The sequence below is a fragment of the Asprobacillus argus genome, assembly GCF_032248395.1.
GTDB lineage: Bacteria > Bacteroidota > Bacteroidia > Flavobacteriales > Flavobacteriaceae > Polaribacter > Polaribacter argus.
The window spans coordinates 733,062-749,249 of the sequence record NZ_JAVTTO010000002.1 but is presented as its reverse complement, the minus strand read 5'-3'; the positions used below and the strand labels follow the sequence as shown (position 1 = coordinate 749,249).

Here is a 16,188-nt window from a genome sequence, read left to right as displayed (position 1 = left end):
GCTACAATTGTAGCGGCTTTTTTGATATTTAATTGTTTACGAGCACCCATTCTCCTTTATCAATTAAAGGGATTGCTTGTTTGTATTTTACGACCTTTTCTTCACCACTCATCACATTTTTAATGGTGACGCGTTCGTTTCTTCCAATCTTCGGTTGCTCACGCACAATAGTTTCCACAGGTTCATGTTGTTGTTGACGTGAATTTTCAATAGCTTGTTGCGTAGAGTTCTGAACCTCATCTTTTTGTAGACTTAATTTTTCTCTTTTTTGTTGACGTGCTTCAGATATTTGATTATCTGCTTGCATAGGTAATTCTCCTTTGAACAAGAAAGATAGCACCTCTCTGTTTACTTTGTCAATAGTTAACTTAAACAATTCGAACGCTTCAAATTTATAGATCAATAAAGGATCTTTTTGCTCATAAGACGCATTTTGAACAGATTGTTTTAACTCATCCATTTTACGTAGATGATCTTTCCAATTCTCATCGATAATCGCAAGCGTAATATTTTTCTCAAAATCTGTTACTAATGATTTTCCTTCAGATTCATAAGCTTCTTTTAAATTCGTAACTACCTGAAGTGTCTTAGTACCATCTGTAAAAGGAACAACGATACGCTCATATTTGTCTCCCTCGTTTTCAAATACATTTTTGATTACAGGATAGGCGAGTATGGCATTTCTTCCAATACGCTCTTTATAATGAGCTGAAATCGTCTCGTATAATGGGTCAATAAGTTCTTGATCAGACTTCGCATTAAACTCTTCTTCAGAGAATGGAGAAGTCATAGATGAAAAACGAATTAACTCAAACTCGAAATTTTGGAAATTCTTTTCAGGCTTGTTTTGAGTTACGATTGCTTCACAAGTATCGTAGATCATATTAGAAATATCAATTTGAAGTTTTGTACCATCTAAAGCATGACGCCTTCTTTTGTATACAAATTCACGTTGAGCGTTCATTATATCATCATACTCTAATAATCGCTTACGAATACCAAAGTTGTTTTCTTCCACTTTTTTCTGAGCTCTTTCGATAGATTTTGTAATCATAGAATGCTGAATTACTTCACCTTCTTTTAAGCCCATTCTATCCATCATCTTCGCAATTCTATCAGAACCAAATAGACGCATTAAGTTATCATCTAAGGCTACATAGAATTGAGAAGATCCAACATCTCCCTGACGACCTGCTCTACCACGTAACTGCCTATCTACACGTCTAGAGTCGTGTCTCTCGGTACCTACAATAGCTAAACCTCCTGAAGCTTTTACTTCATCGGAAAGCTTAATATCGGTACCACGACCAGCCATATTTGTTGCAATGGTTACAACTCCAGGGTTACCCGCTTCAGCAACAACGTCCGCTTCACGCTTATGTAGTTTTGCATTTAAAATATTATGAGGAATCTTACGCATTTGAAGCATTCTACCTAATAACTCAGAAATCTCCACTGAAGTAGTACCCACTAATACGGGTCTTCCTTGCTTCACTAGTTCTACAACATCATCAATAACTGCGTTGTATTTTTCTCTTGTGGTTTTATATACTAAATCTTGTCTATCGTCTCTTTGTATTGGTTTGTTTGTTGGAATTTCTACAACATCCAATTTGTAAATCTCCCAAAACTCACCTGCTTCTGTAATTGCCGTACCTGTCATACCAGATAACTTGCGATACATTCTAAAGTAATTCTGAAGCGTTACTGTTGCAAATGTTTGCGTAGCATCTTCAATTTTCACATTCTCTTTAGCTTCAATTGCTTGATGCAGTCCATCTGAATAACGACGCCCATCCATAATACGACCTGTCTGTTCGTCAACAATCATTACTTTATTCTCAACTACAACATACTCAACATCTTTTTCAAAAACAGTATACGCTTTTAAAAGCTGATTCATAGTGTGAATACGCTCGCTCTTTATACTAAATTCTTGATATAAGTCATCTTTCTTTTGTGCCTTCTTTTCTGGGCTTTCTTCACTTTCATCAATTTCTCCAATCTTTATGCCTATATCTGGTAAGACAAAGAAATTCTCATCACTTGTTTTTGTAGATAAATGTGCGATACCTTTATCTGAAAGATCAATAGAATTATTTTTTTCTTCAACCACAAACCACAATTCGGCATCTACCTCTGGCATCAACTTATTATTGTCTGCCATATAGGTATTCTCTGTTTTCTGAAGAATTTGTTTTATCCCTTCTTGAGATAAGAATTTAATTAAGGCTTTATTTTTAGGTAACCCTCTGTATACTCTTAATAGTAGAAAGCCTCCTTCTTTGGTATCTCCAGCTGCAATTAGTTTTTTAGCTTCTGCTAAAACTCCTACTAAATATTTACTTTGTAGTGATACAATATCTGAAACTAAAGGTTTTAACTCGTTAAATTCATGTCTGTCACCTTGAGGAACTGGGCCAGATATGATTAAAGGTGTTCTAGCGTCATCAATTAATACCGAATCTACCTCATCAATAATGGCATAATTAGGTGCTCTCTGTACAAGATCTTCTTTAGCATTGGCCATATTATCACGCAAATAATCGAAACCAAATTCATTGTTAGTTCCATAGGTAATATCTGCATTATATGCCTTTCTTCTATCTTCTGAATTAGGTTGATGAAAATCAATACAATCAGTGCTTAATCCATGAAATTCAAAAATGGGAGCCATCCATGCTCTATCACGCTTTGCTAAATAATCATTTACTGTAACAACATGTACTCCTTTTCCTGTTAGCGCATTTAAATATACGGGTAGGGTAGATACCAATGTTTTTCCTTCTCCGGTCATCATCTCAGCAATCTTACCTTGATGTAATACGGAACCACCAATTAACTGAACGTCATAATGTATCATATCCCAAGTGACTGGTTTACCAGCAGCATCCCAGGAATTCTGCCAAAACGCTTTATCACCTTCTAAAACAATATGCTCTCTAGTGGCAGATAACTCCCTATCAAAAGGAGTGGCGCTTACTTCAATCTCTTCATTGTTTACAAAACGAGTAGCTGTTTCTTTAACAACAGCAAAAGCTTCAGGCATCAATGCTTCTAAAATAGCTTCAGATGCTTGATAAGCATCATCTTTTAACGTGTCTATTTCTGTATAAATAGCTTCTTGTCTTTCTATTTCTGCTGTAGTTGCTTCTTCAGTTAGTTTTTCAATTTGCTCGTCAAAAGTTTTGGTAGCTTCCTTTATCTTTAACTTGAACTCAAGTGTTTTTGCTCTAAGGTCATCATTGGATAAGCTAGAAATAGCACTTTCAAAAGCATTGACATTATCTACAACAGGTTGTAGAATTTTTAAATCTTTCTTTTGTTTGTCTCCAACAAAGACTTTAATGACAGAGTTTAGTATACTCATTGTATTATAATATTTTATATTTTGACCTCACGGATCAAAAAGGATTTAAAAGTAAACAAAAAAAAAGCCTCGATAGAGACTTTTTAATTGTATTTTATTGTTTTAGTATTCATCTTCATTCCAGAGATAATCCTCTTCCGTAGGATAATCTGGCCAGATCTCAATGATTGAATCATAAGCGTCTCCTTCATCTTCAATCTCTTGTAAATTTTCTGCAACTTCTAAAGGTGCACCTGTTCTAATAGCGTAATCTATTAATTCGTCTTTAGTAGCTGGCCAAGGCGCATCTGCTAAATATGAGGCTAATTCTAGAGTCCAATACATTTCTATAGATTTTATTTTCTGCAAAAATAAATTTTTTACTGAAATAGCCAAGTTTTTTTATAGAAATATAAATCAATAAAAAAAGAACGTCTTAATATTTTTCAGGAATCCACTTTACTTCCTTAGCTGATAAGTCATTCGACAACTTTCGTGCCAGCACAAAAAGGTAGTCAGAAAGTCGGTTTAAGTACATCAAAATGTCAGAACTTAAAGGTTCTTGCCCATGTAAAGTAACTACCAAGCGTTCTGAACGCCTACAAATACACCTTGCGATATGACAGAATGACACCGTCTGATGCCCTCCGGGTAAAATGAAATGCGTCATTTGAGGAAGATCATTGTTCATTGCATCAATTTCTTGTTCTAAAAAAGAGATGGACGACGTATTTACTTTTAAAATATTTAATCGCTCCTTTCCACTTTTTAATGTTTCCTTTTCTGGTGGAGTAGCCAACATTGCACCTAATGTAAATAGATCGTGTTGTATTTTAATAAGTGATTGTTCGGTATGAATATCAATTTCCTGATCTTTGATAAGACCAATATAGGAGCTTAATTCATCTATGGTTCCATAAGATTCTATTCGTAAGTGATCTTTAGGAACTCTACTTCCTCCAAATAATGCAGTTGTACCTTTGTCACCTGTTTTTGTATATATCTTCATCGTGTTTCCTGTATAAGGCTTTTACAAATTTAAAGCTTTAAACTCTGACAATAAAATGTTCTTTGGCTTGTTCTTTTCTGAAGAATGCAATTCCCCAGAAGAATGTGTCTACAGTTACAGTTACATCGTCATGTTGCTTTATTTCCTCCCATGATGCTCTCATTTCTTTAGACCAGTTAATATCATCGAATATAAAAACAGATTTATTATGCACCGTTTTAAGGCAGGTTTCAAAATAACGGAGCGTTGCTTCTTTTGTATGATTTCCATCAAAATATATAAGGTCTAAGGTTTTATTAGTTGTTACTTTTTTAAGAGAAATATCGAAGGGGGCGACAATCAATTTAATATTTTTTAGCCTTAATTGGTTAAATTGACTTTTTGCAATAGATGCTGTATTCGGACATCCTTCTAGAGTTGTTATAGAACCTTCATTGTTTCCCAGTGATAATGCTACCGTTGAGATTCCAACTGAAGTGCCTATTTCTAACATGTCTTTAGACGAAAAATAAGAGACTATTTTTACTAGGAGTTTTCCTTTCTTTTTTGATATTCCTGCAATTTTCGCAATATCCGAAACTTTACGAAGATTAGTCTTGAAAATCGTAGATCCTGCACCGAAATCTTGTACTTCAATTTGCTGATTATTGGAAAGAAGTTGTTGTCTATTTGCTAAAAAACTGGACCACTCAGAAAACTTCTTTTTGGAGTACAAGCACTTGGTTACAAAATCATATATAAAGGGAGAATGTATTCCATGCTGATTTGTAGATCTGAAAAAAAAGAGTAAATACCTCCGAAACTTTGTGAACATAACAAACAATGATGGAACGAAATTAATAGAAAATTTGCTAGAATAGGCTGAGAAAATTTATATTTGTGAGTATAATTAATTTTCTGAATGAGAAAACTTGCCTTTTTGCTTTTTGCTTTTTCTTTTTTTTGCTCCTGTATTCCAAGTAAAGACTTAGTGTATTTACAAGGAGAACCCTTGTCAAAAAAGGAGATCCATAGGATAAATAATATACCTTATAAACTACAGGTTAATGATATCATCATTATTGATATCAAGGCTGCAGATAGTAAATTGGTGGCATTGTTCAATAAAAAGCAAGCGAATGGCGCAAATCAAGAAGCACAGAATGGAGGGGGTTACTTTTCAGGATTTACGGTAGATGCTCATGGAAATATTAGAGTGCCATATATTGGAGAAATAAATGTTTTAGGATATACAACCAAAGAAGTACGATTGAAGATTGAAGGAGAACTTGCCAAGTTATTTAAAAAAGCGGAAGATATTTTCGTTTCTGTTAAGTTAGATGGTATTCGATATACGATATTCGGAGAAGTGGCAAATCCTGGACCAAAGGTGCTCTACCAAAATAAGGTGAGTATCATAGATGCTATTTCAAATGCGGGAGATATAGCCTTAACAGGAGATAAAAAGAAAGTTGAAGTGTTAAGACTTTCTCTGGGCGGACGAAAGAAGTTTTTAATAGATCTAACAAAAATTGAAGCATTGGATTCAGAAGTTTTTTACATTGAACCTAACGATTATATAAATGTGATTCCTCTTAAACAAAAATCTTGGGGAACAGGTACAACTGGACTACAATCCCTGACCACTATTATATCTGTTTTCACTTTAGTTACATCTACTATTTTATTAGTAAGAGGATTATAGTTTTATGGCCGAAAATAAAAAATACTTAGATACTAGCTCATTACAAAACTCTATTGATGTTAAGGCCTACTTTTTTAAAGTTCTAGGCTATTGGCAATTGTTTTTAGTGACTATCACTATAGCATTGATTATTGCTAGGTTCATGAACGGTTATAAGCAAAAGAGATATAGCCTTTCTACAATGATCTCTGTTAAGGAAGAAACGAATCCTTTATTTTCTACTGGAACAAATTTAACTTTTAATTGGGGTGGAGCTAGTGATTTATTAGAGACTGTAAAGATTATTTTAAACTCGAGATCTCATAATGAGAAAGTTGTTTCTAAACTTAGATTTTATGTCGACTATTTAAAAGAGGGTAGATACTTTTTGGAGGATATTTATGGCAAAACACCTTTTGAAATAGATATTGATACCAGCAAATACTTTATTGGAGATACAAAAATAAAGCTGGAAGTAAAAGATGCAAATACCATTGCCGTATCGTTTGACTTTAATGAGAATGGGAATCATAGGTTGTATAATTATGGGCAAAGTAATGACATAAACTACTCAACTCAAGAAAAGAAATTTTATCAAGAATACGATGTGAAATCTTTGATTTCATCTCCATTTTTCACATTTAAAGTGGTGCCGCGTGAAATCTTAAAACCAGGACAAATGTTTTATGTTCGGTTTAGAAACTTCAATGGGGTAGTAGGAGGATATAGAATCGTAAAAGTATCGAACGTAACAGATGGTTCTTCTTTATTACGATTGAGAATGCAAGGAGTTAATAAGAACAGGATCGTAACGTATTTAAACGCTTCTGTAAAGATCTTAGAAGAGACCAAAAGAGAACAGAAAATTTTATATGCCACAAATACTAAAGAGTATATAGATAAACTTCTTAAAAAGGAATCAGACAGCTTAAAGAACTTGGCTATAGAACTAGGTAACTATAAGAAGAAAAATAATATTTATGACCTATCCTTAGAAGGAGAGGAAGTATTTGCACAGACACTTGGTATAAGCGAGGAAATTAGGAAAATTAAGAATAGTCTGGAAGATCTAAATGCGCTAGAATCCTATTTAAGATCTCATACAACATATGATAATAATATTCCTGTCCCTGCGTCTATTAGAGTTGCTGACACTAAAATTCCAAATGGTATTAATGAATTGATTCTAAAATCTAAGATTAAAGAAACATTAAAAAATACAGTTACACCAAGCCACCCAGAATATAGAAAAATAGAGAATCAGATAAAGTTGACGAAGGATATTTTATTTGAAAATATTACTAATAATAAAACTTCATATAACAAGATAAAGATTAAACTAGAAGGAAGATTGTCGGGATATAATTCTAAGTTGAACGCCCTACCACAAAAAGAACAGGACCTTCTAAAAATTCAAAGAAATTATAGCATTTTTGAATCTAACTATACCTTGTTAAAACAGAAAAGTTATGAGGCGGGAACTGCCATTGCTGCCAATGTCTCTGATGTGAAAGTTATTGATACGGCTATTGACTTAGGACAAGGACCTATTTATCCTAAACCTCAATTTAATTATGTAGTGGCACTCATGCTAGGGATTGTTTTTCCGTTGTTCTATATTATTATTAGAGAACTTTTGGACAATAAGATTCATCAGGTAGAGGATATTGAAAAAAGGTATAGCATTCCTGTGTTGGGTGTTATCGGTAGAAATAGAAATTCAAATAATCTAGCGGTTTTTGAGAGACCGAAATCTTCTGTAGCTGAGTCTTTTAGAGCGATACGGTCTAACGTTCAGTTTCTGTTTAAAAACGAGATTAGTAAAAGATCTAAAACATTATTATTAACATCTTCTGTAAGTGGAGAAGGAAAGACAATGGTATCTATTAATATGGCTACAGTCTTTGCCTTAAGTGGAAAGAAAACAGTGTTGATTGGATTGGATCTTAGAAAGCCTAAAATATTCGGAGATTTTGACCTAAAGAACGATGTCGGCATTGTTAACTATTTAATTAATCAAAAATCTATAGAAGACATTATTACGAACACTAAAATTCCTAACTTAGATTTGATTTTATCAGGACCCATACCTCCAAATCCATCTGAACTTCTATTAGGAGAAAATTGTGATAGGTTATTTGATTACCTAAATAAGGAGTATGACTATATCGTGATAGATACTCCTCCGGTTGGCTTGGTATCTGATGCACTTGAATTATTTAGATATGCTGACGCGATTGCCTATGTGGTTAGACAGAATTATTCTGAAAAGGGAATGATGAGAATGATCGATGATAAGTATAGAAATAAAGAGGTTACCAATATCAGTTATATCTTTAATGACTTTACTCTAAAGAACAAATATGGTTATGGTTACGGTTATGGTTATGGCTATGGTTACGGATACGGTTATGGTTATGGTAAGTATGGAAATGGATATCACGAAAATGAAAAACCAGTAACCTTTACGAGCAGGATTATTAACTTCTTTAAACCAAAGAAATAACTAAACTACTTTTTCTCCATTCAGATAGATGGATGCTATTTGATGATTTCCAAAATTATATGGAATAGCACCATAGCTAAGTATATTTTTCGTTATTATAAAGTTTGCCTTTTTTCCTTTGGTAATACTTCCAACACTATTGCTCAAATCCATGGCATAAGCTCCATTTATGGTTGCAGCATTAATGGCTTCTTCAGGAGTCATTTTCATCTTTATGGAAGCAGCGGCAACGACAAAATTCATATTTCCTGATGGTGAGGATCCTGGGTTAAAATCACTGGCCAAGGCCAACGCTAAACCACTGTCGATTATTTTTCTGGCTGGTGTATACGGTATGCTTAAAAAGAAAGAACAACTGGGTAAGGCAACAGATATCATGTCAGGGTTTTCCTTCAAAATAGCTAAATCAGCGTCTGTTAATACTTCTAAATGATCAACCGAAAGTGCTCCGTGTTGTGCACTCTTAGCAATACCTCCTATAGCATTGAATTGATTGACATGTACTTTTGGAACCAACCCATAGTTTTTTCCGGCTAATAAAATTTTATTTAGGTCTTCCGTTGAAAAGTATCCTTGCTCACAAAAACAATCAATAAAGTCTGCCAATTCTTCTTTTGCAATAAGAGGAAGCATTTCATCTATGATAAGATCTAAATATGCCTCTTTATCACTTTTGAATTCACCAGGAACTGCATGGGCTCCTAAAAATGTCGCTTTAATAGGAACCGAATAATTTTCTCGAAGCCTTTTAATAACTCTCAACATTTTAATCTCAGCATCCACAGTTAATCCATAGCCAGATTTTATTTCAATAGCACCTGTCCCTAAAGCAATTAATTCTTCAAGCCTCACTTTGGATTGCTCATACAATTCTTCTTCCGAAGTTTCTTGAAGCTTTTTCGCGGAGTTGAGAATACCGCCGCCTCTGTTTGCAATCTCTTCATACGATAACCCATTAATTCTATCCACAAATTCTTGTTCTCGGTTACCGGCAAAAACTAAATGCGTATGACTATCGCACCAAGAGGGTAAAATCATGCTGTCTTTTACATCAATAATTTCGTCGGCTTCGTTACTTGTCAAATCACTCATTGACCCGTAATCTAGGATAAGATCATCTTTGATTAATAAAAAAGCATTCTTTATAGTGGGTAAAATACTCATTTCTTTTCCAGAAACTTTCATAACTGAAGGTTGTCTAATTTGAATTAGTTCTTTTATATTTAGGAATAATGTTGTCATCTAAATTGAGTATTTTAGCTACGCAAACATACACAAAACTTATAGAATGATATCAACAAAAGAGTATGCTCCTTATTTTTCCAGATATATAAATCCGACTTTGACAAATGGAAAATCCATGATTGAAAATTTGATAGATAGTCAACAAAGATTTGAAGATGTATTACGCAACGTTCCTAAAGAAAAGCACTTGTTTTCATATGCAGAAGGTAAGTGGACGTTAAAAGAACTCATTCAACATATTATAGATACAGAACGAATATTTTGTTATAGAGCACTCTGTTTTTCGAGAAATGATGCAACTTCATTACCCGGTTTTGATCAAGATCTTTTCATTAACGAAGGCAATGCTAATGAGAGAATGTACGAAGCTCTTTTAGATGAAATGGCAGTTGTTAGGATGGCAACTATCCATTTGTTCAAAAGTTTTTCTGATGAGGCATTAGAAAGGGTAGGAGTAGGTTCTGGGAATAATATGTCGGTAAGAGCTGCAGGAATTATTATCTCTGGTCATCAAAATCATCATGTACAAATTGCAAAGGAAAGATACCTAGAATAAAAAGGACCTTGAAATTCAACAAGGCCTTTACATGATTATACCTAAATTTTAGTACTCGATCTTATCTTCTTTTTGAGACCATTTTTGAAAGGGCTCTAAAGCAATCGCTCTACCTACCTGTTCAAATGGAATACTCCTTTTTTCGTAAGGTAGCGGTATCTCTTTATAAATAAACTCATCATCAAATCCTATATTGGCTGCATCCACTTGATTACTCCCGTAATACACTTTATCAGGTCTTGACCAGTATATAGCTCCTAAACACATAGGGCAAGGTTCGCAAGACGTATATACAATACATCCATCTAACTGAAAAGAACCTAAATTACTACAAGCATCTCTTATAGCAGTAACTTCTGCATGTGCAGTGGGGTCATTAGTAGATGTTACCTTATTATTTCCTCTTCCAATAATTTTACCATCTTTAACAACAATACAACCAAATGGACCACCTTCGTTGTTTTGCATTCCTTTTAAAGCTGCTTTTACAGCTTCACTCATAAATTCTTCGTGATTTGTCATCTTTCTTATTTTAAACTACCGGTCATATCTTCTGGCTTTACCCACTCATCATACTGTTCAGGTGTTACATAGCCCAATCTTACAGCTTCTTCTTTTAAAGTAGTTCCGTTCGCATGTGCTGTATTAGCGATCTCTGCAGCTTTATAGTAGCCAATCTTTGTATTTAAAGCAGTAACTAACATTAGAGAGTTGTTTACCAATTCTGTAATTCTACCATGATTAGGTTCAATACCAGCAGCACAATTTTCATCAAAAGAAACACATGCATCTCCAATCAACTGAGCAGATTGCAATACGTTTGCAGCCATCATTGGTTTAAATACATTTAATTCATAATGTCCTTGAGTTCCACCGACGGTAACGGCCACGTCATTACCCATTACTTGCGCGCAAACCATGGTCATAGCTTCTGCCTGAGTAGGATTCACTTTTCCTGGCATAATAGAAGAACCCGGTTCATTGGCAGGTATGATGATCTCACCAATTCCAGAACGAGGACCTGAAGCCATCATTCGAATATCATTTGCAATTTTATTTAGAGAGACAGCAATTTGCTTTAAAGCGCCATGTGTTTCAACCAAGGCGTCGTGGGCCGCTAATGCCTCAAATTTGTTTTCGGCAGTTACAAAAGGCAATCCTGTAAATTCTGCAATATACTTTGCAACTAATACATCATAACCAGCAGGAGTATTTAATCCTGTTCCTACGGCTGTTCCACCTAAAGCTAACTGAGATAAATGTTCTAGTGTATTGTGTAGCGCTTTTAAACCAAAATTTAACTGGGCTACATATCCTGAAAACTCTTGACCCAAGGTTAGGGGAGTTGCATCCATTAAATGTGTACGTCCAATCTTTACAACATTCTTAAAAGCATCTGCTTTGGCCTGTAAAGTATCTCTTAATTGTTCAACTCCAGGAATCGTTGTTTCTACAATCTTTTTATAAGCAGCGATATGCATTCCGGTAGGGAAGGTGTCATTAGATGATTGTGACTTGTTTACATCATCATTAGGTTGTATAGTTTTCTCTCCTTCACCAATAACGTTACCAGCTAGTTCATGCGCTCTATTTGCAATCACTTCATTAACATTCATATTAGACTGAGTCCCCGAACCAGTTTGCCAAATAACCAAAGGAAACTGATCGTCGTGTTTACCTGCTAAAATTTCATTACAAACTTGTGCGATTAAATCTCTTTTTTCACTTGCTAAAACACCTAATTCTGCATTGGTGTAGGCAGCAGCTTTTTTAAGGTAAGCAAAGCCATACACTACTTCTAAAGGCATGGAACCGGCAGGTCCAATTTTAAAATTATTTCTTGACCGTTCTGTTTGAGCTCCCCAATATTTATCAGCAGGAACTTCAACGTTACCCATAGTATCTTTCTCTATTCTATACTTCATAATTTTGCTACTATTTTTGATCCTACAAAATTACAAAATCTAAGCCGATTCGTTATTAACAATTCTCGCTATTTCTTTGTTGAAATAATTTTTCAAATACTAGTTAGTATTCAAAATATGTTTTACTTTTGTGGAATAATAATTAGAAATAAAAAAGATGTTAGATTTTTCTCAATTTTCAGGATTTGTTTTATTCATGTTTATTTTTACAGCTGGTTTTTGGTTGTTAATATTCTTACTAACATTTGTAGTTCCTTATTGGATAGGCGGAACGATTTGGGAGAACATTAAATTAAAAAGAGAAGCAAGAAAGGCTGCTGAAGGAAAGTAGTGCTTAAATATATATAATAAAAAAGGCTCGCATTTGCGAGCCTTTTTTATTTTGCTATCCTCCGAATTCTTCTCCGCCTTCATCATCTCCGCCTCCTCTTCGTTGTCTATTTCTTTGATTCTTCTTTTGATTAAAACGATAGGTGAAATTCAATGAAATTTGACGTACTCTCCATTGAAATTCCTGATCGTTAATACTTGAAGGGTTATCTATACTAGGGTTATAGGTAATCGATTGTCTTTTTCTTGAATTGAAAACATCACTAACATTGAAAACTAATGTTCCCTTTTCTTTAAGAATATCTTTACTGAACGCAAGGTTCATGGAAAAGATCCCCTTTATTTCACTTTGTGCTGTTTCTCTTGGTCCTCTGTAGAACAATCTTGTTTGCCATTGTATTTTAGCTGGTAATGTAATTCTAGCATTGAATCTGGTAAACCAACTACTGTTTTTGTTTCCTAAGTCCTGCTCTACAGGAGTAGATGTGATAACTCCACCTGCATCCTGTGTAAATTGTTCATAGGTGTAAAAACCTTTTGTTTCTGATTGGAATACATTAAAACTAGCCGATAAACGTACTTTTCTAGAAGGATTGTAGTTGGTAGTCAACTCAAAGCCATATCTATCTTCAGAAGCTAAATTAATAGGCTCTCTGATCGTAACAATCTCGTTAGCTCCTCCTATACCAATAGGTCTTATTTCGTCTCTAGAAACACGAGAAATATTGTTTACTGAATGCTGGTAATAAATAGAGGAATTTAAAGTGACTTTTCCAACCTTTTGTAAATACCCTAGATCAAAAGAGTTGGTAAACGTAGGAATTAATCCAGGATTTCCTTTAAAAATTACATTCTGACTGTTTCTTGACTCAAAAGGATTTAAAAACCAAAATCTAGGCCTTCTTAAACGTCTGCTATATCCTAAGGTAAAGCTTTGTTTTTCAGAAGTTTCTAGTCCTAAATTAACAGTTGGGAATAGTTCTGTGTAATTGTAATCAAAATTATCACCTGTATTGGTAAGCCTTACTTTAACATCCGTTATTTCCGTCCGTAGCCCTAATAGAAATGAGAATTTTTTAATCTTGCTCCCATATTGGGAATACAAAGCATTCACATTTTGTTTAAAAACAAGATTGTTTGAAGGGTCTGGAGTAAGCGTTGGTGTCACTAAAAAATCTGATGTTAGATCTTGGTAGCTTCCTCTAAAGCCAGCCTCAAACTGAGAGCTCTCACCAATAGGTAATACATAATCTGTTTGTAATAATGTGTTTTTAGAGTTTTCAGTAGTAATATTATTTTCTATACCTGTAGCGTCATTAATAAATGCAGTTTCTATTTCTTCACTATCGCTGTATTGAAAGTCTGCTGTAAACTTATGCCCGCTTTTATTAATATTGTTCGTGTAGTTCAAAGAAAACTGTGTTGTTTTATCTGTTTCACTTTCATTTTGAATACGAATATCAGCAAGTGTTTGAGCTCCAACGGCATCAAAGACACTAATATTATTATTAGAAAGACTACCATTATCGGCATCTCTAAGGAAAAATGTACCTGTTAAAGAGCTTTTATTTGTTAGAAAATACTCTAGTCCTAAATTTATGTTGTAATTACTACGATCTCTTTCAAACTCCCTATCTTCAATCCGTAAGCTATTAACAACTCCGTTTTCTAGGGTAGATAATTTAGTTAGAGAATTTCCAGGTCCGGTTCTTTTGCTATAACCTACATTGGTGAAAAGGTTTATTTTTTTTGTTCTGTAATTGATATTTGCAGCTACTCTATACTGTTTAGGGTCACCAATAGTTGTATTTATAGAACCGTTAAATCCGGTTGCTTTCCCTTTTCTCAAAATAATATTAAGAATACCAGCCGTTCCTTCTGCATCATATCGTGCAGACGGAGAGGTAATTACTTCAACACGTTCAATAGCATCAGCCGGCAATTGTCTTAAGGCGTCTGTTCCACTTAAACCGACTAGTGCAGATGGTTTCCCATCAATTAAAATTCGAACATTTTCGTTTCCTCTTAAACTCACATTTCCTTCTACATCAACATTTACAGAAGGGACATTGTCCAGGACATCGGAAGCAGTACCACCTTTTACGGTCATGTCTTTACCAACATTATAAATACGTTTGTCTAGACGTATTTCTACAGTAGATTTCTCAGCCACTATATTAATTTCATCTAGTCGCTCTGAACCTTCAGCTAAAGTTATTACCCCGAAGTTCGTGTTCTTGTCAAGTAATTTTGGTGGTAGTTTTTTTGTTTTAAACGAGATATACTCAAAGCTTATCTCGTACGTGCCCTTAGGTGTTTTTATTGAAAAATTCCCTTTCTCATCGGTGATTCCTCCACTTATTTTTTTTGTCTTTACATGTTTTAAAACAATAGTTGCATACTCAAGAGGTTCTTTGGTTTTTGCATCAATGATCTTTCCTGAAATAGTAATCTGTGGGGGTGTTGGTCTTTGTGCATGAAGTATTGAGGTTCCCATCACAATAACAGCCAACAACAGTAAGGTTTTTTTCATTATATAGTATTAGTCGTTTTTTCTTCGACTGCAAAAGTCTGATTAAGTTTAACGATGAGTTGTTAATTATATGTTAAACAAAGTCACGTCTTGTTAAAGACAACAAAATCATAAAATTTGTTTAATATTTTCTGGAGGTCTACCAATCCTGACTTTTTCATTATTGATAACAATGGGTCTTTCAATAAGCTTAGGATTTTCAATCATTGCTTTAATCAATTCGTCATCTGAAAGTTCTTTCCCTTTGTAGTTTTCCTTCCAGACGACCTCGCCTTTTCTTATGAGATCTATGGGTGAGATATCCAATAACGAAATTATAGAAGAAAGCTCCTCGAAACTGGGAACCTCTTTCAAGTATTCAATAATTTCAAACTGTTTTCCAGATTCTTGTACTATTGCTAATCCTTCTCTCGACTTTCTGCAGCGTGGGTTGTGGTAAATTTTAATCATTAGTTTTTCGGTATAAATCATAAATATCTCCAGCATTATATAGAGAGTCTATATCTCTTTGAGATATGTAAAATATTTTTCTATTGTAAAAGTCTCCGACTTTGTTTTTTTCCTTTTCATAACTATACTCTGAGGGAGTTCCTCCTTCATAGACATAATTACAAAAATTAAGCTGCAAAGTATCGTTCTTTACTTCCTGAACTTCACCAAAGTAATAGGTTTCATCATCATTCTTAAACACCAATACATCTTTAGGTTCTGGGTTAGCCATATTATAAGCAACTTCTTTATCATGTGCATCAATAGAATACATTCCCCAAGAAATTAAAGCTATAATAATCGCACTACCAGAGAATAAATAAAACGGAATTTTAAATCCGCTTTTCTCTAGCTTAATCCTTTCTAACGTTCTTTTTGGAATATGTTTTTTAGGTAATTCCTCTTCACAGTTTCCACAAATAGTGAATATTTTTTTTGAAACGGGAAAAAGTGGAATCCAAAATATATGTACGTATTTACTATACCCCGTAATATGCATTTCGTTAGATTCGCAATTTTCACATTTGATCCCTTTTAATCGTTTAACGCCAAATTTCTTGGCGCCTGTTCCATAAATTATCAT

Annotated in this window: 14 protein-coding genes; 4 read left to right on the top strand and 10 right to left on the bottom strand. The window is 34.2% G+C overall.

Annotation, left to right across the window (positions count from 1 at the left end):
- Nucleotides 1-28: 28 nt before the first annotated feature.
- From secA to RQM59_RS07200, 4 genes are all read right to left on the bottom strand, one after another.
- Nucleotides 29-3,370, bottom strand: a complete 3,342-nt coding sequence (gene secA / locus RQM59_RS07215) for a preprotein translocase subunit SecA (RefSeq protein ID WP_349241415.1) — start codon at nt 3,368-3,370, stop codon at nt 29-31.
- A gap of 102 nt (nt 3,371-3,472) precedes the next feature.
- Nucleotides 3,473-3,694, bottom strand: coding sequence for a DUF2795 domain-containing protein (locus RQM59_RS07210; RefSeq protein WP_347174497.1), 222 nt, complete (start codon nt 3,692-3,694; stop codon nt 3,473-3,475).
- 91 nt (nt 3,695-3,785) lie between these two features.
- The gene (locus tag RQM59_RS07205; protein ID WP_349241414.1) at nt 3,786-4,358 is read right to left on the bottom strand and encodes a cob(I)yrinic acid a,c-diamide adenosyltransferase; all 573 of its coding nucleotides are present in this window, start codon (nt 4,356-4,358) and stop codon (nt 3,786-3,788) included.
- Between the two features lie 37 nt (nt 4,359-4,395).
- Entirely contained in the window at nt 4,396-5,172 is a 777-nt protein-coding gene (locus tag RQM59_RS07200; protein ID WP_349241413.1) for an O-methyltransferase, read from the bottom strand.
- A gap of 87 nt (nt 5,173-5,259) precedes the next feature.
- On the opposite strand from RQM59_RS07200, the gene RQM59_RS07195 reads away from it, so the two are divergent.
- Both RQM59_RS07195 and RQM59_RS07190 read left to right on the top strand, forming a co-directional pair.
- The gene (locus RQM59_RS07195) at nt 5,260-6,042 is read left to right on the top strand and encodes a polysaccharide biosynthesis/export family protein (protein WP_349241412.1); all 783 of its coding nucleotides are present in this window, start codon (nt 5,260-5,262) and stop codon (nt 6,040-6,042) included.
- Nucleotides 6,043-6,046: 4 nt separating this feature from the next.
- Nucleotides 6,047-8,527: a GumC family protein gene (locus tag RQM59_RS07190; protein WP_349241411.1), complete on the top strand. Its 2,481-nt coding sequence runs from the start codon at nt 6,047-6,049 to the stop codon at nt 8,525-8,527.
- On the opposite strand, the gene hutI is transcribed toward RQM59_RS07190, so the two are convergent.
- A complete protein-coding gene (gene hutI, locus RQM59_RS07185; RefSeq protein WP_349241410.1) occupies nt 8,528-9,769 on the bottom strand; it encodes an imidazolonepropionase in 1,242 nt (413 codons plus the stop codon).
- Nucleotides 9,770-9,815: 46 nt separating this feature from the next.
- On the opposite strand from hutI, the gene RQM59_RS07180 reads away from it, so the two are divergent.
- The gene (locus RQM59_RS07180) at nt 9,816-10,328 is read left to right on the top strand and encodes a DinB family protein (protein WP_349241409.1); all 513 of its coding nucleotides are present in this window, start codon (nt 9,816-9,818) and stop codon (nt 10,326-10,328) included.
- Between the two features lie 48 nt (nt 10,329-10,376).
- Here the strand turns inward: RQM59_RS07180 and RQM59_RS07175 are convergent, their stop codons facing one another.
- Both RQM59_RS07175 and fumC read right to left on the bottom strand, forming a co-directional pair.
- Nucleotides 10,377-10,850 (bottom strand): nucleoside deaminase, encoded by a 474-nt coding sequence (locus tag RQM59_RS07175; protein WP_349241408.1) that lies wholly within the window; start codon nt 10,848-10,850, stop codon nt 10,377-10,379.
- 5 nt (nt 10,851-10,855) lie between these two features.
- Nucleotides 10,856-12,253, bottom strand: a complete 1,398-nt coding sequence (fumC, locus tag RQM59_RS07170; RefSeq protein ID WP_349241407.1) for a class II fumarate hydratase — start codon at nt 12,251-12,253, stop codon at nt 10,856-10,858.
- 157 nt (nt 12,254-12,410) lie between these two features.
- Between fumC and RQM59_RS07165 the strand changes: the two genes are divergently transcribed.
- Nucleotides 12,411-12,584 carry a hypothetical protein gene (locus tag RQM59_RS07165; protein WP_349241406.1) on the top strand — a complete coding sequence of 58 codons (174 nt, stop codon included), beginning with the start codon at nt 12,411-12,413 and terminating at the stop codon, nt 12,582-12,584.
- A gap of 54 nt (nt 12,585-12,638) precedes the next feature.
- Here the strand turns inward: RQM59_RS07165 and RQM59_RS07160 are convergent, their stop codons facing one another.
- The 3 genes from RQM59_RS07160 to RQM59_RS07150 form a co-directional block, all read right to left on the bottom strand.
- Nucleotides 12,639-15,116 (bottom strand): TonB-dependent receptor, encoded by a 2,478-nt coding sequence (locus RQM59_RS07160; RefSeq protein WP_349241405.1) that lies wholly within the window; start codon nt 15,114-15,116, stop codon nt 12,639-12,641.
- Between the two features lie 108 nt (nt 15,117-15,224).
- Nucleotides 15,225-15,566, bottom strand: a complete 342-nt coding sequence (gene arsC, locus RQM59_RS07155; RefSeq protein ID WP_349241404.1) for an arsenate reductase (glutaredoxin) — start codon at nt 15,564-15,566, stop codon at nt 15,225-15,227.
- Nucleotides 15,559-16,188 (bottom strand): zinc-ribbon domain-containing protein, encoded by a 630-nt coding sequence (locus tag RQM59_RS07150; RefSeq protein WP_349241403.1) that lies wholly within the window; start codon nt 16,186-16,188, stop codon nt 15,559-15,561. The genes arsC and RQM59_RS07150 overlap by 8 nt, the downstream gene beginning before the upstream one ends.